Annotated in this window: 21 protein-coding genes and 1 tRNA gene; 10 read left to right on the top strand and 12 right to left on the bottom strand. The window is 63.7% G+C overall.

Going from position 1 to position 20345, the window contains the following annotated elements; genetic code table 11:
- Positions 1–56: 56 nt before the first annotated feature.
- Positions 57–851, bottom strand: a complete 795-nt coding sequence (locus ACVCNR_RS18165) for a cyclase family protein (protein ID WP_447075895.1) — start codon at positions 849–851, stop codon at positions 57–59.
- 453 nt (positions 852–1304) lie between these two features.
- Between ACVCNR_RS18165 and ACVCNR_RS18160 the strand changes: the two genes are divergently transcribed.
- The 3 genes from ACVCNR_RS18160 (at position 1305) to ACVCNR_RS18150 (ending at position 4112) form a co-directional block, all read left to right on the top strand.
- Entirely contained in the window at positions 1305–2093 is a 789-nt protein-coding gene (locus tag ACVCNR_RS18160) for an ABC transporter substrate-binding protein (protein WP_354195464.1), read from the top strand.
- Between the two features lie 168 nt (positions 2094–2261).
- Complete coding sequence (locus ACVCNR_RS18155) at positions 2262–2939, top strand: amino acid ABC transporter permease (protein WP_447075894.1); 678 nt, start codon at positions 2262–2264, stop codon at positions 2937–2939.
- A 24-nt stretch (positions 2940–2963) separates the two neighbouring features.
- Entirely contained in the window at positions 2964–4112 is a 1149-nt protein-coding gene (locus ACVCNR_RS18150) for an aminotransferase class V-fold PLP-dependent enzyme (protein WP_447075893.1), read from the top strand.
- Here the strand turns inward: ACVCNR_RS18150 and ACVCNR_RS18145 are convergent.
- Both ACVCNR_RS18145 and ACVCNR_RS18140 read right to left on the bottom strand, forming a co-directional pair.
- Positions 4099–4818, bottom strand: a complete 720-nt coding sequence (locus ACVCNR_RS18145) for a GntR family transcriptional regulator (RefSeq protein ID WP_447075892.1) — start codon at positions 4816–4818, stop codon at positions 4099–4101. The two genes, ACVCNR_RS18150 and ACVCNR_RS18145, sit on opposite strands and share 14 nt — an antisense overlap.
- Positions 4819–4902: 84 nt before the next feature.
- Complete coding sequence (locus ACVCNR_RS18140; protein WP_447075891.1) at positions 4903–6072, bottom strand: pyridoxal phosphate-dependent aminotransferase; 1170 nt, start codon at positions 6070–6072, stop codon at positions 4903–4905.
- A 144-nt stretch (positions 6073–6216) separates the two neighbouring features.
- Between ACVCNR_RS18140 and ACVCNR_RS18135 the strand changes: the two genes are divergently transcribed.
- Positions 6217–7062: an alpha/beta hydrolase gene (locus tag ACVCNR_RS18135; protein ID WP_447075890.1), complete on the top strand. Its 846-nt coding sequence runs from the start codon at positions 6217–6219 to the stop codon at positions 7060–7062.
- Between the two features lie 149 nt (positions 7063–7211).
- On the opposite strand, the gene ACVCNR_RS18130 is transcribed toward ACVCNR_RS18135, so the two are convergent.
- Genes ACVCNR_RS18130 through ACVCNR_RS18105 form a run of 6 tightly spaced genes read right to left on the bottom strand, consistent with a single transcriptional unit; the run spans position 7212 to position 13196 of the window.
- Entirely contained in the window at positions 7212–8477 is a 1266-nt protein-coding gene (locus ACVCNR_RS18130) for an ABC transporter substrate-binding protein (RefSeq protein WP_447075889.1), read from the bottom strand.
- Positions 8478–8505: 28 nt separating this feature from the next.
- A complete protein-coding gene (locus tag ACVCNR_RS18125) occupies positions 8506–9810 on the bottom strand; it encodes an NAD(P)/FAD-dependent oxidoreductase (RefSeq protein ID WP_447075888.1) in 1305 nt (434 codons plus the stop codon).
- 2 nt (positions 9811–9812) lie between these two features.
- Complete coding sequence (locus ACVCNR_RS18120) at positions 9813–10757, bottom strand: branched-chain amino acid ABC transporter permease (RefSeq protein ID WP_447075887.1); 945 nt, start codon at positions 10755–10757, stop codon at positions 9813–9815.
- Positions 10754–11659, bottom strand: coding sequence for a branched-chain amino acid ABC transporter permease (locus ACVCNR_RS18115; protein WP_354195483.1), 906 nt, complete (start codon positions 11657–11659; stop codon positions 10754–10756). The genes ACVCNR_RS18120 and ACVCNR_RS18115 overlap by 4 nt, the downstream gene beginning before the upstream one ends.
- Positions 11659–12390, bottom strand: a complete 732-nt coding sequence (locus ACVCNR_RS18110) for an ABC transporter ATP-binding protein (RefSeq protein ID WP_447075886.1) — start codon at positions 12388–12390, stop codon at positions 11659–11661. The genes ACVCNR_RS18115 and ACVCNR_RS18110 overlap by 1 nt, the downstream gene beginning before the upstream one ends.
- On the bottom strand, positions 12387–13196 hold the full coding sequence (locus tag ACVCNR_RS18105) for an ABC transporter ATP-binding protein (protein ID WP_447075885.1): 810 nt from the start codon (positions 13194–13196) through the stop codon (positions 12387–12389). Before ACVCNR_RS18105 ends, ACVCNR_RS18110 begins: the two co-directional genes overlap by 4 nt.
- An 81-nt stretch (positions 13197–13277) precedes the next feature.
- Here ACVCNR_RS18105 and ACVCNR_RS18100 point away from each other — a divergent pair, with 81 nt between their 5' ends.
- Together ACVCNR_RS18100 and ACVCNR_RS18095 are read left to right on the top strand one after the other, a co-directional pair.
- Complete coding sequence (locus ACVCNR_RS18100; RefSeq protein ID WP_447075884.1) at positions 13278–13670, top strand: RidA family protein; 393 nt, start codon at positions 13278–13280, stop codon at positions 13668–13670.
- A gap of 146 nt (positions 13671–13816) precedes the next feature.
- A complete protein-coding gene (locus ACVCNR_RS18095) occupies positions 13817–14434 on the top strand; it encodes a rhodanese-like domain-containing protein (RefSeq protein ID WP_447075883.1) in 618 nt (205 codons plus the stop codon).
- 84 nt (positions 14435–14518) lie between these two features.
- Here ACVCNR_RS18095 and hppD read toward each other — a convergent pair whose 3' ends face one another.
- Positions 14519–15625 (bottom strand): 4-hydroxyphenylpyruvate dioxygenase, encoded by a 1107-nt coding sequence (hppD, locus tag ACVCNR_RS18090; RefSeq protein WP_447075882.1) that lies wholly within the window; start codon positions 15623–15625, stop codon positions 14519–14521.
- A 135-nt stretch (positions 15626–15760) separates the two neighbouring features.
- Here hppD and ACVCNR_RS18085 point away from each other — a divergent pair, with 135 nt between their 5' ends.
- The gene (locus tag ACVCNR_RS18085) at positions 15761–16219 is read left to right on the top strand and encodes an Lrp/AsnC family transcriptional regulator (RefSeq protein ID WP_354195612.1); all 459 of its coding nucleotides are present in this window, start codon (positions 15761–15763) and stop codon (positions 16217–16219) included.
- Between the two features lie 152 nt (positions 16220–16371).
- Here ACVCNR_RS18085 and ACVCNR_RS18080 read toward each other — a convergent pair whose 3' ends face one another.
- Positions 16372–16821 (bottom strand): MarR family winged helix-turn-helix transcriptional regulator, encoded by a 450-nt coding sequence (locus tag ACVCNR_RS18080; protein WP_447075880.1) that lies wholly within the window; start codon positions 16819–16821, stop codon positions 16372–16374.
- Between the two features lie 82 nt (positions 16822–16903).
- Between ACVCNR_RS18080 and hmgA the strand changes: the two genes are divergently transcribed.
- The 3 genes from hmgA to pcaD are packed head-to-tail and all read left to right on the top strand — an operon-like array spanning position 16904 to position 20122.
- Positions 16904–18253, top strand: coding sequence for a homogentisate 1,2-dioxygenase (hmgA, locus tag ACVCNR_RS18075; RefSeq protein WP_354195497.1), 1350 nt, complete (start codon positions 16904–16906; stop codon positions 18251–18253).
- 16 nt (positions 18254–18269) lie between these two features.
- Positions 18270–19286, top strand: coding sequence for a fumarylacetoacetate hydrolase family protein (locus ACVCNR_RS18070; protein ID WP_447075878.1), 1017 nt, complete (start codon positions 18270–18272; stop codon positions 19284–19286).
- Positions 19287–19324: 38 nt separating this feature from the next.
- Positions 19325–20122 (top strand): 3-oxoadipate enol-lactonase, encoded by a 798-nt coding sequence (gene pcaD / locus ACVCNR_RS18065; RefSeq protein WP_447075877.1) that lies wholly within the window; start codon positions 19325–19327, stop codon positions 20120–20122.
- A 62-nt stretch (positions 20123–20184) separates the two neighbouring features.
- Here the strand turns inward: pcaD and ACVCNR_RS18060 are convergent.
- Positions 20185–20280, bottom strand: a tRNA-Sec gene (locus tag ACVCNR_RS18060).
- Positions 20281–20345: the final 65 nt, after the last annotated feature.

The following is a 20345-nucleotide window of genomic DNA, read 5'->3' as shown; positions in this document are numbered from 1 at the left end:
CAAGGCATTCCCGCTTTCGCAGCGCGGGAATGCCGAACCTGTCCTGCCGAAACGCGTCAGCCTTTCGGCGCCAGCGCCAGCGCCCGTACCGGGCTGCCGGTGCCCCTGGCGATCTTCAGCGGAGCTGCGATGAGGATCGCGCCCTTGGGCGGCAACCTGTCAAGGTTCACGAGACTGGCGAGGCCGTATCTGTTGGCCTTGTGCAGCAGGTTGTGCGCCGGGAACGGCGGCTCGAAGCCCCCCGCTGCACCGGCATCGGTGCCGATGCACTGGGTCCCCCAGCCGATCGCGCCACGTTCGAGAATATATTCGATGCAGTCGACCGACGGGCCCGGCGAATGCGGCCCGCCGGCATCCGCATTGAGGAACAGCTCTTCCGAATGGTTGCGCTGATCCCAGTCGGTGCGCATCACCACCCATTCGCCCGGCCGGATATCGCCATGCTTCGCCTCCCAGGCCTTTACCCCTTCGGCCGTGAGCAGGAAATCCGGGTTGGCGGCCGTCTCTTGCGAGCAGTCGATCACGTTGACCGGGGCGACGAAGTTCCCGGCCGCAATCGTGTCGGTGTAGCCGTCGGCAAAGTCCTTGCCGGTGATCCAGTGGTGCGGCGCATCGAAATGGGTACCCGAATGTTCGCCCACCTTCAGCCAGTTCCACGCCCAGAACGGGCCGTTCTTGTCATATTCGGAAATCGTGTGGATCTCGATCCTCGGCGTATCCACCGCCAGTTCCGGCGGCAGTTTCAACAGCGGCGTGTCCGGCCCGAGCGTCGCGGTCAGGTCCACGACCTCGACCCCTCCCCCCACAAGCAATTCCGCAAGTTTCTCCAACGTGGCTGCGGCAGCAGTCATTGCAAATCCTCCCTTCGCTACGCGCCGATGCGCAATGGCACGGCTCCGCTCCCGCGCGGACCATGCAGCCTCCTCTTCCACAATTGAAGACTAGACGGATTTAATTGCATATGCAAATATCATTGCGGGAGAATAAGCAAAGATCGTCGAAGCTGGTTGACCTGCAAGGCAAGCCGAAACAGATGGCATGGAGGCATCCAGCGTCGCCGCTATTGGCTTTTGTATAGAAGGCCGCAGAAGAGGGCGGCCGAGGATGCGGAGGAAGTCCCTAGTGCCGGACGAGGCGAGTTTTCACCTCCCTACCGCGCAACCAGCACGATGATTAATTTGCAAATGCATACGAATATAGCTGCAAGAGCCCGGTGACACGGGTGAACCGAGGAGAACGGTGCCGATAAGGCCGACTGCGCAGCAGATCGGCGGCGCACCATGTGAGGACAGGAGGAGCATGAGATGAAGTTTTCGAGTCTATTGGCAGGTCTGGCCATGACCCTGGCCGTGGCCACACAGGCGAGCGGCCAGGAAAAGATCGTCGTCGGCGCCTATCCGGCCAACCCCCCGTGGGAGTTCAAGACCGAGGCCGGCGCCTTCGAGGGTTATGAGGTCGATGTCGCGACGGAAGTCGCCAAGCGGCTGAACAGGCAAGTGGAATTCCAGGACATGGGGTTCCAGGCTCTGTTTGCGGCCACGAGTTCCGGACGGATCGACTTTGCCGTCTCCTCTATCTCGGTGACCAACGAGCGCCTCCAGAACCAGTCGTTCACGCAGCCTTACTATGACAGCGCCGGCTCGGTCGTCGGACGTGAAGCCTCGACCGTCGCTTCCCTCGAGGACCTCAAAGGCAAGGTGATCGGCGTCGTGGCCGGAACCACCGGCGAAGCCTGGGCCAATGAAAACAAGGACAAGCTCGGCATTGCCGACATCACCAGCTATAACGCGCAGCAGGATCTGTTGCTCGACGTGCAGAACGGCCGTATCGAAGGCGGCGCCGGCGAACTCGCCGGCTTCCAGTATGCCATGACCAAGACGCCGGGCCTCAAGATACTGGTGCGCATCCCGACCGGAGAGCGTTTTGCCATGATGGCGCGCAAGGAGCATCCCCTGCTGGCGGAGGCCAACGAGGCGATCTCGGCGATGAAGACCGATGGCACCCTGGCCGCGATCCACAACAAGTGGTTCGGCGTCGATCCCGAAGCGGGCACGAGCGCCACGACGCCCATGCCGGTGCCGCAGCCCGAGTGAGGCATGAAGAAGCGCATCGGATCGAGGCTCGCCGCCTTCGGCAAATCCGATGCGCAAACCCAGAGGTCGCCTGACGCTCCCGAAGAGACAGGCGATCCGGCGCTTTGCTGTCACGAAACGATGCACCTTTCCCCGTGAGTGGAAGATGCATCCCGACCGGACCCCGCCATGCAACTGATCGAAACTTTTTTCAACTGGGAGATCCTCGTCAGGTCCTTTCCGATGCTGCTGCGCGGCGTCGGCAATACCCTCCTGCTGGGCTGTGCCAGCATCGTCATCGGCGGTGCGGTTGGTCTTCTGGTCTGTCTGATGAGATTGTACGGATCGAAGCCGGTGCGCCTGCTCGCCATCGCCTATATTGATGTGCTGCGCGCCATGCCGATCCTTGTGCTGCTGATCCTGATCTACTATGCCCTGCCGTTCGTGGGGATCAGGTTCTCGTCCTTCACCTCGGCCACGCTGGCCCTGTCGCTGGTGCTGTCGGCGTTCACCGCCGAAGTCTGCCGCGCCGGCATCGAAAGCATTCCCAAGGGGCAGTTCGAGGCGGCCTCGGCACTCGGCCTCGGTTTCTGGCGAGCGATGCACAAGGTCATCCTGCCGCAGGCGCTGCGCGTCGTCGTGCCGCCGCTGACCAGCAATTGCGCCTCGATCTTCAAGGATACCGCGCTGGCTTCCGTCGTCGCCATGCCGGATCTGCTGAAACAGGCGACCGATGCGCAGGCGCTCATGGCCAATCCCACGCCCCTCATCGGCGCCGCGCTCATCTACCTCGCCTTTCTGCTGCCGCTGGTGCGTCTCGTCAGCTATCTGGAAGAACGCGGCAAGAGGCAGCTCACGGCACGATGAGACATAAGCTCGGAAGATATGGCAATGAACACGCGCAATCCAGCCGATAACGGCTCCGGCTATTTCCTCTATCACTCGATCGGCATGTATCCGGGCAAGGCGGAGGCCATGGGCGCCGCCTTCTCGGAATTCGCGTCGAGCTGGGGCGCCTTCGACGACGGCCAGTGGATGCGCGCCCTTGGCGGACGTCAGAAGTTCATCGACCTGTGGTCTGCGGTGATCGGTGCCCCGTGCGGGACGCTGACCAGCGCGGAAAACGTTACCACCGCGCTCTACAGCCTGATCGGCGCGTTGCCGCAACGGCACCTTTCCGGCCGCAAGATACTGGTCGCGGCCGACTGTTTCCCCAGCCTGCACTTCCTGCTGGCCGGGCTGGCGCCGCGCCTCGGCTTCACACTGCACACGGTGCCGGTGCGCCCCGGCGAACACTGGGTGCGCGACGAGGACATGGTCGCGGCCTGGACGGAGGAGGTGGGGCTGGCGCTGCTCACATTCGTCACCTCGACGGCATCCCACCGCTGCGACCTCGACCGGCTCGTCGATCATGGCCGCCGCATGGGCAGCCTGGTCGGGGTCGACATCACGCAAGGCGTCGGCCTGCTGCCCTTCAAGGTCGACAAGCCTGACGTCGACTTCACCGTCTCGACCACGCTGAAATGGCTGTCCGGCACGCCCGGCGCCGGCATCCTCCATGTCGCGGCGCCGCTGCTCAAGGAATGCCGGCCAGAGTTGCGCGGCTGGTTCAGCCAGGAGAACATCTTCTCCTGGGATCTCGATGCCTTCGCCTATGCATCCGATGCCCGCCGCTTCGATCACGGTACGCCCTCGGTGCTCGCCTGTGTCGGGTCGGTGCCCGCGCTGGAATGGCATGCGACACAGGATCATGCCGAAATGCTGGCCCACAATCGTAGGCTGGGTGCGGCGCTTATCGAAGGAACCTCGGACACAGGCCTCACGCTGGCCAGCCCGCCCGACGAGCGGCAACGCGGCGGCAGCGTGATGCTCCAGTTGCCGGCTGATGCGGACGCCGCCGCCGTCGTCAACGGGCTGCGCGAGGCCGGGCTCTACACGGATTGCCGGGGCCGGATCCTGCGCCTGTCGCCGGGCCCGGTCACGACCCCCGAAGGTGTCGAGCGCCTGCTCGGACGGCTCTCCACGCTTATTTCCCGCTGATATCGGGCGAAAGGCCAGTCTCTGCGCGGCACAGATCCTGCAACAGCACCTGGGTGCCGGTGATATCGGCGATCATGTGCTCGCGGGCGGCGGCGCCGTCGCGCTGGCGCAATGCCGCGACGATGGCGTGGTGATGGTTGGCGAAGGGCTTGTGCAGCCCGGTTCCCATGCGCGGCGCTATGTAGGACGAAAGCATGCGCATATAGGGCCCGTAGCGCAGCCACAACGAATCGATGAGCTGGGCCAGCACCTGCGAGCGTGAGGCGCTGTAAATCCGGAAGTGGAAATCCCGGTTCCGCAGCAGCATGTCGTAGACATCGGCCTTGGTGCTTGCCGCCTCATGCTCGGCCATGCTCTGTTCGATGGCTTCCATCTCATGCGGCTGGACCGTTTCGGCGGCGAGTTGCGTTGCCAACCCTTCGATGGCCACCCGCGCCCGGCAGATGTCGTCAAGGCGCTCGACCGAAACCGTCGGCACGCAGGCCGAGCCGTTGGAGGCCATTTCCACCGCGTTCTCCGCGCCGAGGCGACGCAGCGCCTCGCGAACGGGCATGGGACTGGTCTGGAAGGATTTTGCCAGTGCCGCGATGGTCAGCGCCTGGCCGGGATCGAAACGGCCGGTGATCAGCGCATCCCGCAACTGAAGATAGACCCGGTCACCGATCGTGATGCGCGACGAAACCGGTCCAAGTGAATTGTCAAGCATGGCCTCTCGCATTCTCCCAATCGCCGCAACGGTGTCCGTTTAAGATCAATGGTCCCCTTTTTTCACCAAGGTTCCCTTCCACGGCTACAGGGAATTGAAGAAACCGCTCAGCCGGTTCATCGCTTCCTCGAGACGGTCGTGGTCCTGCGAGCCGAAACAGATGCGCAGGTGATGTTCTCCCAGCGGCCCGTAGAAGCTGCCCGCCTCGACGACGACATCGGTCTTCTCGAGGATGGCATCGGCGGCTTCCTGGGCCTTCAGCCCGGTTCCGCTGATATCCGGAAACGCATAGATCGTGCCTTCCGGACTGGGGCAGATCACGCCGGGCATCTGGTTGAGACGGCTCACCACGAGGTCGCGCTTGCGTCTGTCGTCGTCCACCATGTCCTGAAGCACCTCGGCGGGACCGGTTATCGCGGCAATCGCGCCATGCTGGATGAAGGTGTTGACGTGGGTGACCTCGGTGGCGGTGATCTTCATCAGCGCCGGGATCATCGACTTGTCCGCGGCGAGATAACCGAGCCGCCAGCCATCCATCGCATAGGCCTTGGTGAAGGCGAACATGCTGACCGTGCGCTCCTTCATGCCGGGCAGCGATGCGATACTGACATGCTCCGCGCCGTCGAACACGATCTGCTCGTAGACCTCGTCCGAAATGACCCAGAGATCGTGCTCGATAGCAAGATCGGCAACGATCTGAAGCTCCTCGCGGGAATAGACCCGCCCGGTCGGATTGGACGGGTTGACGAGCACGATCATGCGCGTGCGCGACGTGATCAGCGGCGTGATCAGGTCCTTGCGGATGCGGAATCCGGCCTTCTTGTCGAGCGGCGCCATCACCGGCTTCGCGCCCGCCATTTCGACCTTACCGAGATGCTGCGGATAGTAGGGCTCCAGCAGGATGGCCTCCTCCCCGTCGTCGAGCAGCGCCATGAAGGCCGCGAAGGAGGCCTGCGTCAGGCCATTGGTCACGAGGATTTCGGAAGCGCTGACGTCGATGCGATTGTAGTCGCGCACCTTGGCGGCGAGCACCTCGCGCAATTGCGGAATGCCCTGGAGATCGCTGTAGTGCACCTCTCCCGCCTGCAGCGCGCGGATCGTGGCCTGCTTGATGTGGTCGGGCGTGTCATGCACCGGCTGTCCCAATTCCAGATGAATGAGATCGCGATCTTCCTTGGCCATACCGGCGGCCTTGGCGAACATGCCATAGCTCTTCTTGGAAGTCTGCGTGATGCGTCGGGCGAATTTGGGCATTGCTGATCCAGTCTGTTAAGAGCTTGCCGGAATCGGTTGGAAACCATGCTTGAAGTTGTAGGCGAGCTGACCCATCTTGTCCGCAGATAGTCCGGGTTCTAGGGTTGCCGCGGGCAGAGATGATACGCAGGAGATGCAGGCGGCATGTCGAACAGAGAGATGGACCGCCAGTTCTCGCTGGACGACGTGGGAAACCTGGACGCTCTCTTTGCACGGCGCTCGGCGGCCGCGGAAGCGGCACTGTCTGCCTTCGACGCCGAAAAGGGCATCCCCTATGAAGACGCGCCGGGCCGCAAGCTGAACATCTTCCCGCACGCAGGCAAGGGGCATCCGGCACCGGTTCAAATCTTCATCCATGGCGGCTTCTGGCGCTCGCTGGATGCCGATCTCTTCAGCTTCCTCGTGCCCGGCTTCGTGCCGTTCGGCGCGATGCTGGTGGTTGTCGACTATCCGCTCATGCCCGCATGCCGCATGGCGGACGTGGTGGACGCCTGCCGCATGGCGGTCGGCTGGACTTACAGGAACTGTGCCCAGTTCGGCGGCGATCCCGACCGCATCTTCATTTCCGGCAATTCGGCCGGCGGCCATCTGGTGGCCGAGCTTGCCGACCGCACGTGGCTCGACGGCTACGGACTGCCGCGCAACGTCATCAAGGGTACAACCGCGATCAGCGGCATCTTCGATCTGGACCCGGTCCGGCGCTCCTTCCAGAACGACGCGCTTCTCCTGACCGACGAGGAAATCCGCGCCTTCAGCCCGCTTTACAGGAAGCTCGATATTGCCGGCCCGTTGATCGTCACGGTCGGCGGCGAGGAAACGGCGGAATTCCTGAGGCAGTCGGCCGCCTTCGCGCAGCATGCGACAAGCTGCGGCGCGACCGTCTCGCATATGCCTGTGCCTCAAACCAACCATATCACCATTGTCCTCGATGCTCTGGCCGAGCCCGGCCATCAATTGAACCGCGCCGTGCGCACCCAGATGGGCCTCTAAAGCGTGTCGCGATCTTTCAGATTCGCTCCTTACGCTTTGAGTTGTTGTTCTTACGCATATCGTTGTCCCGAAACCGGTTCCCACTTTCGGGCGACATGCTTTGACCGTCTCGGGGCACCGGCGGCAAACGGCCGATGCCCCGGCTTTTCTTACTGGCCGATCTCACCGATCGTTGCCGTCACCCTTTCATTGTCCCACTTGTCGAGAGTGACCAGCTTGCCGTCCTTCACGCCCCAGATCAGGTAGGGGCCGACGACGTCGCCGTTCTCGTCGAACTCGAGCGGGCCGGTGGCGCCGACATAGCGGATCGCCTTGCCTTCCGAGATAAGCTGCTTGGCCTTCTTGAAGCCTTCCACGCCGGGGAAGATCTGCTCGCCGTCGCCGCTCGTCACCTGGCGGACGTTGTCGCGGATCGCCGTGCCGGTCGCTTCGCCGGCCTGTTCCATGGCCAGCAACGCCACGGCGGCAGCATCATACATGGTGTGCAGGCCGGGGCCGTTGGGTTCGCTGCCAAATTTTTCCTGCCAGTCGCTGTTGAAGGTGGTGACAGACTCGCCTTCGACCTGGGCGTTGTCGATGCCATAGGCTTCGGTCAGGTAATCCGCGCCCACCGCTTCCACGAATTCATCCGCCCGCAGCGCGTTGCTGAAAACGAATTTCTGCGGGCCGCCGAAGGAAATCCATTCGCGGGTCACCGTCGCCCCGTCGGCGGGAAACGCGATCAGAACCAGCGCTTCCGGCTCGCCCTGGAGGGCAGCGTTCACTTCGGCGCGATAAGAAGCCTGCTCCTGATTGTAGGCGACCATGTTGGTCACCGTCATGCCCAGCGTTTCCGCATCCTTCCTGAAGCTGCCGGCGAGGCTGACGCCGTAGTCGGAGTTCACATGGATGATGGCGAGCTTCTTGTAACCGCGATCGGCCGCGATCTTGGCGAGCACGGCTGCCTGCGGACGATCGGTGGGCAGGGTCCGGAACCAGAAGCCCTTGGTGCCGCCTTCCCTGGCCAGGGCGGTGAAGGACGGCGCGCTGGAGCAGCACGAGATCTGGGTGACGTTGGCCGGTACGGTCACCGACGTGAGAATGGGCAGCGAGACGCCCGATTGAATGGCGCCGAGCAGCACCGGCACGCGCTCGATCTCGACCAGCGTCTTGGCCGCGTCGACACCCACATTGGGCGAGCCCTGATCGTCGCGCAGCACATATTTGACGGTGCAGCCATTGACGCCTCCGGCCTCGTTGAACTGGTCCACCGCCAGTTTTCCGGCGTCGCCGATGGCCGACCCGATGGAGGCCATGGAGCCGGTGATGGACAGGACCGATCCTACGACGACCTCGCAGGACTGTGCGTTCGCCACGGCTGCCGAGCCCATGAGCAGGCCCGCGCCTATGGCGGCGGATGCGATGAAATGTTTCATGCTATTTCCCCTTTCGACATTGGAGTGTTCAGCACTTCGCGGCCTTCTTTCTTGTCGTTCGCCAGTCGTTCCAAAGGCCCCGAACCAGGAAGGCCGACGGGGCGGCCCGCGCCAAGGCGCGCATCGGCACGGGAACCGGTTCCGAGACCGGCACCGGCAGATCGTCGGGCGCGGTTCCGGTAAGTGCATCGGCGAGGACCTCGCCGAACATCGTGGTCATCGCCACGCCCCTGCCGTTGCAGCCGGTGGCGCCGAGAAATCCCGGCCCCAGCCGGTATATGTGCGGCAGGAAATCCGTGGTCACCGCCGCCGTGCCGCGCCATACATTCTCCACCCGTGGCACAGATGCCAGGCGAAGCTCGCGCGCCAGCCGGCGGGCGATGCGCTGCCCCATGCGCGTCTCCGCGCCCCAGGGCACGATGGCCATGCCGCCGGAAATCAACCGGTTGTCGGCGTCCAGCCGGAAGGTGAAGATGTTTGAGCGCGTGTCCGACACCGGCTCCCGGTTTGGCGAGAAGCGATCGGTGACGGCGCGGGAAAGCGGCTCCGTCGCGATCTGGTAGACCTGGAGCGGGATCACCTGGCGTGCCAGCCGGTGCGCCACGCCCTTGTCATCGGCATTGGTGCACAGCACCACCTTGCGGGCGCGGATTAGGCCGCTTGCGGTTTCGACGCGCCAGCCTCCGCCGGCCTCCGTCACCTCGGTGACGAGGGTTCCCTCGACGAACTGCGCGCCGGCTGCCTGCGCCAATCGGGCCAGACCCCAGGCATAGGCGAGCGGATTGATCATGCCACCGGAAGAATCCGCCAGCGCGCCATGATAGATGCCCATGCCCGTGCGGGCGGCCGTTTCCCCGGCATCCAGCCAGTGCACGGTATCCCTGAGCGCCTGCCAGTCGCGAACCCTCTGGCGGAGGGCAGTTGCCGTGGCGGCCGAATGTGCGGGCTGCAACCAGCCGTTCTGCTCCGCCTGGCGGCCGAGCCCTGCTTCCTCGGCCAGCGAGAACACGCGCTCCCCGCCGCGTCCGACGAGTTCGAGCAGCCCCCGGCCCTTGTCTGGTCCGAGCCGCGTCATGACCGAGGCAGGATCCGCCTTGGAAAAATTCGGAACCACGAAGCCGGCATTGCGGCCGCTGGCACCCCAGCCGATCTCGTGAGCCTCGACGAGCATGACCTCGACGCCGCGGCGGGCCAGATGAAGCGCCGCGCTCAGTCCCGTAAAGCCGCCGCCAATGACGACCACCTCCGCCTCGGCATTGCGGTCGAGCCGGCCAAGGACGGGCCTGCTTCCCGCGGTGCGACGCCATAAGGTGTCTGGAGGCCGCGCTTCCATCGCTATCTCGTGTGCCGCGAGACGGCCTGCGTCTCGCCGATCAGGCCGCGCGGGCGGAAGATCAGGGTCAACACGATCAGCAGTCCGATCAGGATGACCTGGATGGCGCCGCCCTGCGATTGATAGGCGACCGGCAGCAGGCGGCTGATGGCCAGCCCGCTCATCGTCCACAGGCCCCAAACGCCGGCCGCGCCCACGATCGCGCCCAGATTGTTGCCGCTGCCGCCGACGATCAGCATGGCCCAGATCTGGAAGGTGAGGATCGGCAGGAAGTCGAGCGGGCTTATGTAGCCGATAAAACCGACATAGAGCCCGCCGGCTAGCCCCATCAACGTGCAGCCGAGGATAAAGACCTGCAAACGGATCGCGGCCGGGTTCTTGCCGAGCGAGCGGGCCGCCACCTCGTCCTCGCGCACGGCCTTGAGCATACGTCCCCACGGAGAACGGACAGCGACTTCCAGCGCGAAGTAAATCGAGGCAGCGATGACGGCGACGACGCAGAGATAGAAGAAGTTGTAGCTGCCGGGCGACCCGAAGGTTTCGAACAGGGGCCTTGGAAGGCCGACCAGTCCCTGGGCCCCGCCCGTCAATGCCTCGAAGTTGAGCGCCACGAGCTGGATGCTTATGGCGATGCCGAAGGTGGCAATGGCAAGATATTCCTCGCGCAGCCGCAAGGTCGCCAGTCCGACAATGAGGGCGGCAAGGGCGGCGAACGCCATGCCGCCCAGCACGGCGACCGGGAACGGCAGGCCGAAGCCGCCGATGAGCTGGGCCCGGTCGGGACCGACCAGGATCGCCGTGCCATAGGCGCCGATGGCGAAGAAGCCCACTACCCCAGCATTGAACAGGCCCGTATATCCCCATTGCAGGTTGAGGCCCATCGTGACGATCGAATAGGTGAGCACGATGATCAGGAAGAAGACAATGTAGGCCGCGAACCCGCTCATTTCAGGCCTCCTACGGTTCCTGGGAAGATGCCTGTGGGGCGCACGTAGAGCACCAGAAGCAGGATGATGAAAGGCACGGCCATCTTGTAGCCGGTGGGCACGATGAGCACGGCGAAGGATTCGGCAAGGCCGACAATGAGCCCGCCGACCACCGCCCCGAAGACATTGCCCACGCCGCCGAGGATGACCGCCGCGAACAGCGGCAGGATGAGATGGAAGCCGATCTCGGGGCGAAGCTGGACAGTGAGCCCATAAAGCACCCCGGCCACGGCGGCGAGCGAGGCGCCGATCACCCACGTCCAGCGCACCACCATGCGCGTATCCAGGCCATTGACCCGGGCCAGTTCGGGATTCTCGGCCAGGGCGCGCATGGCAAGGCCAAGGCGCGTCTTTTGCAGGAACAGGTGAAGGCCGATGACGATGGCCGCGGTAGTGACCAGGGTAAACATCTGGTCCGGCAGGATGCGCATGCCAGGCATCACCGGCACCGCGATCTGCAAGGTGCGCGAGTAATATTGCGCGGCACCGCCGAACAGCAGGAGGATCACCATGCGCACCAGAAGCGATACGCCGAAGGAACCGAAGACGAGTGTGAGATGGTTGGTCTGGTTGCGCAAGGGGCGGTAGACCAGCCAGTCGATGGCCAGCGCCAGCAGCGAGGTGAGCCCGGCGGCAACCAGGGTCGCCAGTATAAGCGGTATGCCGAACGAGAACGGCCCGATCGGCCCCAGGAACGCGCCGGTCAGCCCCAGCACGGCCAGCGCCATATAGGCTCCCCAGGTGACCAGTTCGGCATGGGCAAAATTGGCGAAACGCAGGATTCCCATGGTGAGGGTCAGGCCCACCGCACCGAGCGCGATGATCGAGCCGCTGAGAATTCCGTCGGCAAGAGCTTGCAGCATCAGCGTTTGCGCCCTCCCGCGCCAAGATAGATGGATGCGACTTCCGGATTTTCGGCGATCTCCCGCGAAGGCCCGTCGATCCGATTGCGACCTTCGGCAAAGACATAGGTACGGTGCGAAATGGCGAGCGCTGCCTTGGCGTTCTGCTCGACCATGAGAATCGCCACGCCGGTCTCCACCAGCAGTTTCAGGCGCTGGAACACTTCCGACACCATCAGCGGCGAGAGCCCCGCGCTCGGCTCGTCCAGCATGACCAGCCGCGGCTCGGTGAGCAGCGCGCGCGCCACGGCCAGCATCTGGCGCTGGCCGCCCGACAGAACGCGCGCCTTCTTGTGACGATAGTCCTTCAGCACCGGAAAGCTCTCATAGGCGCGTTCCACCCGGCGCAACGCGTGCGCCTTGGGCAGGGAGGATGCGCCGACCGCCAGGTTCTCGTTGATCGTCAGCGTGGTGAACACATTGCTGGTCTGCGGCACATAGGCGATCGAGGCGCCGGCAAGCGCGTGGGTGGGAAACCGCGTGATGTCGCGGCCGGCCAGTGAAACGTGGCCGGAAGACACCGGCACGATGCCCGCTATCGCCTTGATGAGGGTCGATTTGCCGGCGCCGTTCGGGCCGATGATGGTCACCATCTCGGCTTCGCCCACATCGAGCGAGAGGCCATGGATGATGGGCAGGTCCGGACGATAGCCGGCGACCACGCGATCGACCTGGAGCAAGGGCACACTCATTCGACCGCGCCCCCGAGATAGGCTTCGATCACCTGCGGGGCGGCGGTGACGCTGTCGGGCGTGCCGCGCGCAATCACCTTGCCCGTCGCCATGACGACGACCGCGTCGCAAAGCGACATGACGAATTCCATGTTGTGCTCGATGATGAGGAAGGTCAGGCCCCGCCGGTTGAGCTCGACGATCCGGTCCACGATCGTATCCAGCAAGGCTGGATTGACGCCGGCGCCGGGCTCGTCCAGCAGAATGATCCTGGGATCGGCCATCAGCACGCGGGCCAGCTCGACAAGTTTTTGCTGGCCGCCCGATATGGCGCCCGCAAGCTGCCGTTCGACCGGCGACAGGCCGCAGAATTCGATGATCGCCCGCGCCCGCTCGAAGATTTCCTTCTCCTGGCGCGCGACGAGACCGGGCCTCAGCCACGTGTTCCAGAAGCGCTCCCCATGCTGGCCGGAAGGCGCAAGCATGACATTCTCGAGCACGGTCATGCGGGCAAACGGCCGCGGAATCTGAAAGGTGCGCGCCAGGCCCTTCTCGAAGACCTTGTAGGAGGGAAAGCTATCGATGCGGGTGCCGTCGAGCAGCACCTCGCCTGCATCGATGGGAATGTCACCGGCAATGGCGTTGAAGAGCGTCGTCTTGCCGGCACCGTTGGGGCCGATCAGGCCGGTGATGCGGCCCGGTTCCGCCGTGAAGCTCACCCCGTCGACGGCCCGGTTGGCGCCGAAGAGCTTCTCCACACGCTTGACTTCCAGTCGCCCGGCCGTGCCTGCGCACACACTCCGGTCCGGCAGCGGACTTGCGCCCATTCTGCGTTCCCCTTGTTTATTGACCATGGAGAATAGGTGTGATCATATGATCAAGTCAATATTGCTTTGAGGTTAAAGTTTATGTCGTCGCCAAAACGCTGGACCGTGAATTCAGGCTCGAAATTCGAGGAAATGGCCGGCTATTCGCGCGCGGTGGTCGACGGCGAATGGGTCTTCGTATCGGGTACGGCCGGCTATAATTTCGAGGATGGCAGCATTTCCGACGACGCCGCCGAGCAGACGCGGCAATCGCTGCGCACCATCGCGCAGGCGCTGGAAAAGGCCGGCGCGACACTGGCCGACATCGTGCGGGTGCGGGTTTTCGTGGCCGATCGCGCCGATGTGATGGATGTCTCGCGCGTGCTGGGCCAGACGTTCTCGGACCCTCGTCCCACCAATACCACCATCGTTTGCGGCTTTGCCGAAGAAGCGATGAAGGTCGAGCTTGAAGTCACCGCACTGAAGCGCCCCTAAGCCAGGCTGCGCGGCACCCCTATGCCTTCCAGGGCACCCAGGCCCTCCAGCCGTCATTCGTGAAAAATGGATGATCGGGAAAACGGCCTGACATTCGCAGCGCCTTGTGGCACGGAGAAAGCCTGCATGGAGGAGTTGCAGGGGCAATGCCCATTCGACAGGTGACGGCCGCATTCACAACCCTGCCCTGGGCAAGAGCGCTGCTCGGCGCCCTTGCCCTGCTGCTTGCCGGGCACATTACCTGCCTTGCCGATGAGCCGGTGTTGTTCGATGCCGAGACAGGGCTGCGCATCGACCATTATCGCGCCCCGCTTCCCGCCGCCATAGAAGGCGCTAAGACGGTCGATCTGGAGGATGTCGAGAAGCTGGCCGCGCAGGGCGCGGTGCTGATCGACGTGCATCCGGCCAAGCTGCCGCTGGAGCCCCTGCACGAATTGTGGCCGGCAGCCGAGACCCGCGCGATCATTCCGGGCGCCGTCTGGCTGCCGGAGGTGGGGCGCGGGCGCCCCGACCCGGCGTTCCTTTCCTATTTCGAAACCGCGCTGGTCGAACTCACCCGTCAGGACCGGGAGCGTGCCATCGTCCTGTTTTGCGAGACGGATTGCTGGATGAGCTGGAACGCCGTCCACCGGGCGCTGCGGCTGGGCTATCGGGCGGTCCACTGGTTCCCGGCCGGCATCGATGCTTGGACAAAGGCCGGCCGCGCGCTTCGTTCCGCGGAGCCTTACCGGCTTTCGGACCAGGCATCGGCGCCAGAAGAGTGAACTGAGGCGCTGCTTCGAAGTCGATGTGATTTCAGGGAGTGGACGGCTGGATCGGGATCCGGCCGCCACGCCACATCGGCCGGACTAGGCGGATAGCCGGATCACGCCCCGCCTGATCTGGTCTTCCTCGATGGATTCGAACAGGGCGCGGAAGTTGCCCTCGCCAAACCCCTCGTCGCCCTTGCGCTGGATGAACTCGAAGAAGATCGGCCCGATGACGGTCCTGGAGAAGATCTGCAGCAGGATTTTCGTCATGCCGCCGTTCACCACGCCCTCGCCATCGATGAGGATGCCGTGCGTCTTCATGCGCTCAATCGGCTCATCATGGCCGTTCACGCGGTCGTGCGACATCTCGTAATAGGTGTCGGGCGGGCCCGGCATGAATTTCAGCCCGTTGCCTGCCAGACGGTCGGTGGCGTCATAGATGTTTTCCGTGCCGACGGCGATGTGCTGGATGCCTTCGCCCTTGTACTTCTTCAGGTACTCGGCGATCTGGCTGGTATCGTCCTTGGACTCGTTCAGCGGAATGCGGATCTTGCCGCAGGGCGAGGTGATCGCCCGCGAGACGAGCCCGGTGATGCGCCCGTCGATATCGAAGAAATGGATCTGCCGGAAGCCGAACAGCTCCCGGTAGAAGTCCCACCACTTGTCCATATTGCCGCGATAAACGTTATGGGTGAGGTGGTCGAGATAATAGAAACCGACGCCTTCGGGCTTCGGATCGCGCTCGCCCAGCCATTCAAACTCGGCATCATAGGCCGAGCCCTTGGCGCCATATGCCTCGATGAAATAGAGCAGCGAGCCACCGATGCCGACGACGGCCGGCACGTCGAGCGTCTTGTCGTCGCCTTCATAAGGCGTCGCGCCCCTGGCAACGGCATGGTCGAAGGCATGCTTCGCATCGACCACCCGCCACGCCATCGACGGCGCGCAAGGGCCGTGCTCCTCGACGAAGCGCATGGCGTGGGAGCCCGGTTCGGCATTGACCACATAATTGATGTCGCCCTGGCGCCAGACCGTGATGTTCTTCGCCTTGTGGCGGGCTACGGGCACGTAGCCCATGCGGGTGAACAGTTCAGAGAGCTTTTCCGGCTCGGGATGCGCGAATTCGACGAACTCGAAACCGTCGGTGCCGGCCGGATTGTCGGCGCTGATCTTGGCCGGAGGCGCATCGTGCGGAAACGGGCCCATGGTCTATCCTCCCAGGGAATTGAAATCGCGCACATATTGCGCCTGTTTCGATGCAATGTTCTTGCAATCAGGGCCCATTTCAGCCGAATTATGCGTGAACCATGCACGGATAAGGAATATCATGCAGTGAACGACATGCTGGACCAGTTCGATCTCAAGATTCTGCGCGAATTGCAGCGCGACGGTCGGCTGACCAACAACGAGTTGTCGGAACGGATCGCCCTGTCGGCCTCGCAATGCTCGCGCCGTCGGGCGCGGCTGGAAGCGGAAGGCTTCATCAAGGGCTATCAGGCCATGCTCGACCGAGAGCGGCTGGGGCTGGACCTGCTGGTGGTGATTTCGGTGACGCTCGCCAATCACAACCGCGACAACGCCCAGCGCTTCGCGCGTCTGGTCAACGACCTGCCCGAGGTGCTGGAAGCCTACTCGCTGACCGGCGAGATGGATTATCACCTCAAGGTAGTGGTGCGGGGGCTTTCGGACCTGTCGCGCTTCGTCAACGAGGTGCTGCTGCCACATGATGCCGTGCAGCATGTGAAATCCGCCATCGTCCTCACCACGCTGAAGCAGGCCGGACCTTTACCGATCGGCTAAAGCATGTCGCCCGAAAGTGGGGACCGGTTTCGGGATAACGACATGCGTAAAAACAATAACTTAAAGCGCAAGGAGCGAATCCGAAAGATCGCGATGCGCTTTAGGATGGCGGAGCGTGGCCGCCCTCCCGGCCGGTAAGTCTCGTGAGGGTCCTACGCCTGCTGTCTGTTCACCAGTGCCCGTTCCACCTCTGAAAGTCCGGCCTCGATACGCTCGATGGCGCCGGCGCCCAGCAGGCGGTCGAGATTGGCCTGATAGGCGCGCGCGAGGTCCGCGACCTCGCGATAGGCCTTGTAGCCCTGCGGTGTCAGTTCGAGATGCTCGACCCGGCGATCGGCTTCGTTGGGCCGTCGCTTCAGCCAGCGCCTTACCTCCAGCGCCCGCACCGCGCGGCTGACCTTGGTCTTGTGCATGCTGGAATGCGCGCCGATCTCGGTCGCCGTCATGCAGCCGACACTGCCGAGCGCGGCCAGCGCCCGCCATTCGGGTCGTGTCATCTGGAACCGCTGCCTGTATTCGCGCGCAAAACTTTGGCTGACCGCCTCGGTCACCCGGTTCAGCCGATAGGGAAGAAAGCTCTCCAGATCGAACGGCTCGGCCATCGCTTTCCTTTGATAGTTACAAAATAGATGGTTACATTTGCAACCATATCATGAATTCACGGCATCAGGGAGGTACAGGCCGATGCTGGACAAAACCACGAAACAGGCGACGCTCGCCAACGCGACCGGCTACATGCCGGGCTTCGGCAATGACTTCGAGACCGAGGCGCTGCCGGGCGCCTTGCCGCAGGGCCAGAACAGCCCGCAAAAATGCAATTACGGCCTCTATGCCGAGCAATTGTCGGGCTCGCCCTTCACCGCGCCGCGCGGCACCAACGAGCGCTCCTGGCTCTATCGCATCCGGCCGAGCGTTCGCCATACACGGCGCTTTTCCAATGCCGCCTATCCCCACTGGAAGACCGCGCCCTGCCTGGACGACCATTCGCTGCCGCTTGGCCAGTTGCGCTGGAACCCGCTGCCGGAACCGAAGGAGAAGCTGAATTTCCTGCACGGCATCCGCACCATGACGACGGCGGGCGACGTGCTGACCCAGACCGGCATGGCAGCGCACGCCTATCTCTTCAACGACGACATGGTGGACGACTATTTCTTCAATGCCGATGGGGAGTTGCTGATCGTGCCGCAGGTCGGCGCAATCCGCGTCTTCACCGAAATGGGCGTCATCGATGTCGCGCCGCTGGAAATCTGCCTCGTGCCGCGCGGCATGATGTTCAAGGTGTCGCGGCTGGGCGACGACGCCTTCTGCCGCGGCTATGTCTGCGAGAACTACGGCGCCAAGTTCACGCTGCCGGATCGCGGGCCGATCGGCGCCAATTGCCTTGCCAACCCACGCGACTTCAAGACGCCGGTGGCCGCCTTCGAAGACAAGGAAACGCCCTGTCGCGTACACGTCAAATGGTGCGGCAAGTTCTACGTCACCGAAATCGGGCATTCGCCGCTGGATGTGGTGGCCTGGCACGGCAATTATGCGCCGTTCAAATACGACCTCAGCACCTATTCGCCGGTCGGCGCCATTCTCTTCGACCATCCCGATCCGTCGATCTTCACGGTGTTGACGGCGCCTTCGGGCGAGGAAGGCACGGCCAATGTCGATTTCGTCATCTTCCCGCCGCGCTGGCTGGTGGCGGAGCACAGTTTCCGCCCGCCCTGGTATCACCGCAACATCATGAGCGAGTTCATGGGCCTGATCCACGGCCAGTACGACGCCAAGGAAGAAGGCTTCGTGCCCGGCGGCATGAGCCTGCACAACATGATGCTGCCGCACGGGCCCGACGCCATGGGCTTTGAAAAGGCTTCAAATGTGGAGTTGAAGCCGGTCAAGCTCGACCATACCATGGCCTTCATGTTCGAGACCCGGTTTCCCCAGCAATTGACCCGCTTCGCCGCCGAACTGGAGACGCTGCAGGACAATTACATCGAATGCTGGGACGGGCTGGAGCGCAAGTTCGACGGCACTCCAGGCATCAAATGAAGGCGAAAGGGCAGGCATGAAGCTGGCGACACTGAAGGACTCCATTCGCGACGGCCGCCTGGTCGTCGTTTCGAAGGATCTCACCCGCTGTTCGGAGGTGGGTCACATCGCCCGCACATTGCAGGTCGCGCTCGACGACTGGAGGCATGTCGGGCCACGCCTTGCCGGTGTTGCCGAAGGCCTCGAAACCGGGGCGCAGCCCGCCATGCGCTTCCATGAGCATGAGGCGACCTCGCCTTTGCCACGTGCCTTCCAGTGGGCGGATGGCTCGGCCTATGTGAACCATGTCGAGCTGGTGCGAAAGGCGCGCGGCGTGGAAATGCCGGCCAGCTTCTGGACCGATCCCCTCATCTATCAGGGCGGTTCGGACAGCTTTCTTGCCCCCCGCGATCCGATCCTGATGGCCGACGAGGCCTGGGGCATCGATTTCGAGGGCGAGGTGGCGGTAATCGTCGATGACGTGCCGATGGGCGCCTCGGCGGCAGAGGCGCGGGAAGCCATCCGCCTCGTCATGCTGGCCAACGACGTGTCGCTGCGCGGCCTCATCCCGGACGAGCTTGCCAAGGGGTTCGGCTTCTTCCAGTCCAAGCCCTCCACGGCGTTTTCGCCCGTTGCCGTCACGCCCGACGAGCTGGGCGATGCCTGGGACGGCGGCCGGCTTCACCTGCCGCTGCTGGTTTCACTCAACGGGCAACCCTTCGGCCGCGCCAATGCCGGCATCGACATGACCTTCGATTTCGGCCAGCTCGTTGCCCACGCGGCGAAAACCCGGCCTCTGGTCGCGGGGTCCATAATCGGCTCGGGCACGGTGTCGAACAAGCTGGACGGCGGCCCCGGCAAGCCGGTGGCCGAAGGCGGCGCCGGCTATTCCTGCATTGCCGAAATGCGCATGGTGGAAACCATCGCAAAGGGAGTGGCCGCAACGCCGTTCCTGAAATTCGGCGACAGCGTGCGCATCGAGATGCAGGATCAGGCCGGCCACTCGATCTTCGGCGCCATCGAGCAGACCGTGGCCAGATACGACCGCGCATGAGGTTAATGTCGTACCGGCCGGCCTATGGGAGATTGGCAGTGCAGTTCACCGATATTGACGGCGTGACGCTGCACTTTGCGCATCGGCCCGTGGCGGGCCGCCGTCATCTGGTCTTCATCAATGCGCTGGGCACGGATTTCCGCATCTGGAATGCCGTGACCGAGGTGCTGGGCGACGAAGTTTCGACGCTCGTCTATGACAAGCGCGGGCACGGCCTCTCCGATCTCGGCACCACGCCCTATTCGATCGAGGATCATGTCGACGACCTTGCCGGGCTGATCGACCGCCTCGGCATCGAGGATGTGGCGCTGTGCGGCCTGTCGGTCGGCGGCCTCGTTGCCCAAGGGCTGTATGCGCGCCGCCCGGAACTGGTGAGCGGGCTGGTGCTGTGCGACACCGCGCACAAGATCGGCACGCAAGAAAGCTGGAATGCCCGCATCGCCACGGTGAAGAAGGACGGCATCGAGGCCATCGCCGACGCAGTGATGAAGGCCTGGTTCACACCGGGCTTCCACGCGCAACGCACCAATGAACTGGCCGGCTGCCGCAACATGCTGGTGCGGCAGAACGTGGATGGCTACATCGCGACCTGTGTCGCCCTGCGCGAGGCCGATTATACGGGTGTGGCGGCTTCCATTGCCGCGCCCACGCTATGCGTCGCCGGCGATCAGGACGGTTCGACGCCTCCCGATCTGGTCCGCAGCCTGGCCGATCTCATCGCAGGCTCGCGCTTCGAGGTCATTGCCGATGCCGGGCATATCCCCTGTATCGAACGGCCCGAGGCGCTGGCAGCGCTGCTGCACGCCTTCCTTGCCGATCTGCCGGCCGGAAACTGAACATCACCGGCCCCTGGATTGCGTGCAGAGCCAAACGCCTCTCACGCCTCCTTGCATGAAAGTGGCGGAGGAGAGTGGGAGTCGAACCCACCTGAGACCGGCTCGCAGCCCCACCCGGATTTGAAGTCCGGACATGCCACCAGGCATGCTTCCCCTCCCCGATACTGATTTTATTTGACTTTCAACGGCGCCGCAGATCCCCTCCCCTTCAATTGCTACCCTT

Source organism: Aquamicrobium terrae (assembly GCF_052978165.1).
This window is presented reverse-complemented; position numbering and strand designations above follow the sequence as displayed.

Coding starts and splice junctions, on each gene's coding strand:
- hppD (WP_447075882.1), bottom strand. CDS start 15,625: ATGGGCCCGTTTCCGCACGATGCGCCTCCGGCCAAGATCAGCGCCGAC.
- ACVCNR_RS18165 (WP_447075895.1), bottom strand. CDS start 851: ATGACTGCTGCCGCAGCCACGTTGGAGAAACTTGCGGAATTGCTTGTG.
- ACVCNR_RS18130 (WP_447075889.1), bottom strand. CDS start 8,477: ATGAAACATTTCATCGCATCCGCCGCCATAGGCGCGGGCCTGCTCATG.
- ACVCNR_RS18135 (WP_447075890.1), top strand. CDS start 6,217: ATGTCGAACAGAGAGATGGACCGCCAGTTCTCGCTGGACGACGTGGGA.
- ACVCNR_RS18160 (WP_354195464.1), top strand. CDS start 1,305: ATGAAGTTTTCGAGTCTATTGGCAGGTCTGGCCATGACCCTGGCCGTG.
- ACVCNR_RS18125 (WP_447075888.1), bottom strand. CDS start 9,810: ATGGAAGCGCGGCCTCCAGACACCTTATGGCGTCGCACCGCGGGAAGC.
- ACVCNR_RS18105 (WP_447075885.1), bottom strand. CDS start 13,196: ATGGGCGCAAGTCCGCTGCCGGACCGGAGTGTGTGCGCAGGCACGGCC.
- ACVCNR_RS18145 (WP_447075892.1), bottom strand. CDS start 4,818: ATGCTTGACAATTCACTTGGACCGGTTTCGTCGCGCATCACGATCGGT.
- ACVCNR_RS18120 (WP_447075887.1), bottom strand. CDS start 10,757: ATGAGCGGGTTCGCGGCCTACATTGTCTTCTTCCTGATCATCGTGCTC.
- ACVCNR_RS18110 (WP_447075886.1), bottom strand. CDS start 12,390: ATGAGTGTGCCCTTGCTCCAGGTCGATCGCGTGGTCGCCGGCTATCGT.
- ACVCNR_RS18150 (WP_447075893.1), top strand. CDS start 2,964: ATGAACACGCGCAATCCAGCCGATAACGGCTCCGGCTATTTCCTCTAT.
- hmgA (WP_354195497.1), top strand. CDS start 16,904: ATGCTGGACAAAACCACGAAACAGGCGACGCTCGCCAACGCGACCGGC.
- ACVCNR_RS18140 (WP_447075891.1), bottom strand. CDS start 6,072: ATGCCCAAATTCGCCCGACGCATCACGCAGACTTCCAAGAAGAGCTAT.
- ACVCNR_RS18115 (WP_354195483.1), bottom strand. CDS start 11,659: ATGCTGCAAGCTCTTGCCGACGGAATTCTCAGCGGCTCGATCATCGCG.
- ACVCNR_RS18080 (WP_447075880.1), bottom strand. CDS start 16,821: ATGGCCGAGCCGTTCGATCTGGAGAGCTTTCTTCCCTATCGGCTGAAC.
- ACVCNR_RS18155 (WP_447075894.1), top strand. CDS start 2,262: ATGCAACTGATCGAAACTTTTTTCAACTGGGAGATCCTCGTCAGGTCC.
- ACVCNR_RS18095 (WP_447075883.1), top strand. CDS start 13,817: ATGCCCATTCGACAGGTGACGGCCGCATTCACAACCCTGCCCTGGGCA.
- ACVCNR_RS18100 (WP_447075884.1), top strand. CDS start 13,278: ATGTCGTCGCCAAAACGCTGGACCGTGAATTCAGGCTCGAAATTCGAG.
- ACVCNR_RS18085 (WP_354195612.1), top strand. CDS start 15,761: ATGCTGGACCAGTTCGATCTCAAGATTCTGCGCGAATTGCAGCGCGAC.
- ACVCNR_RS18070 (WP_447075878.1), top strand. CDS start 18,270: ATGAAGCTGGCGACACTGAAGGACTCCATTCGCGACGGCCGCCTGGTC.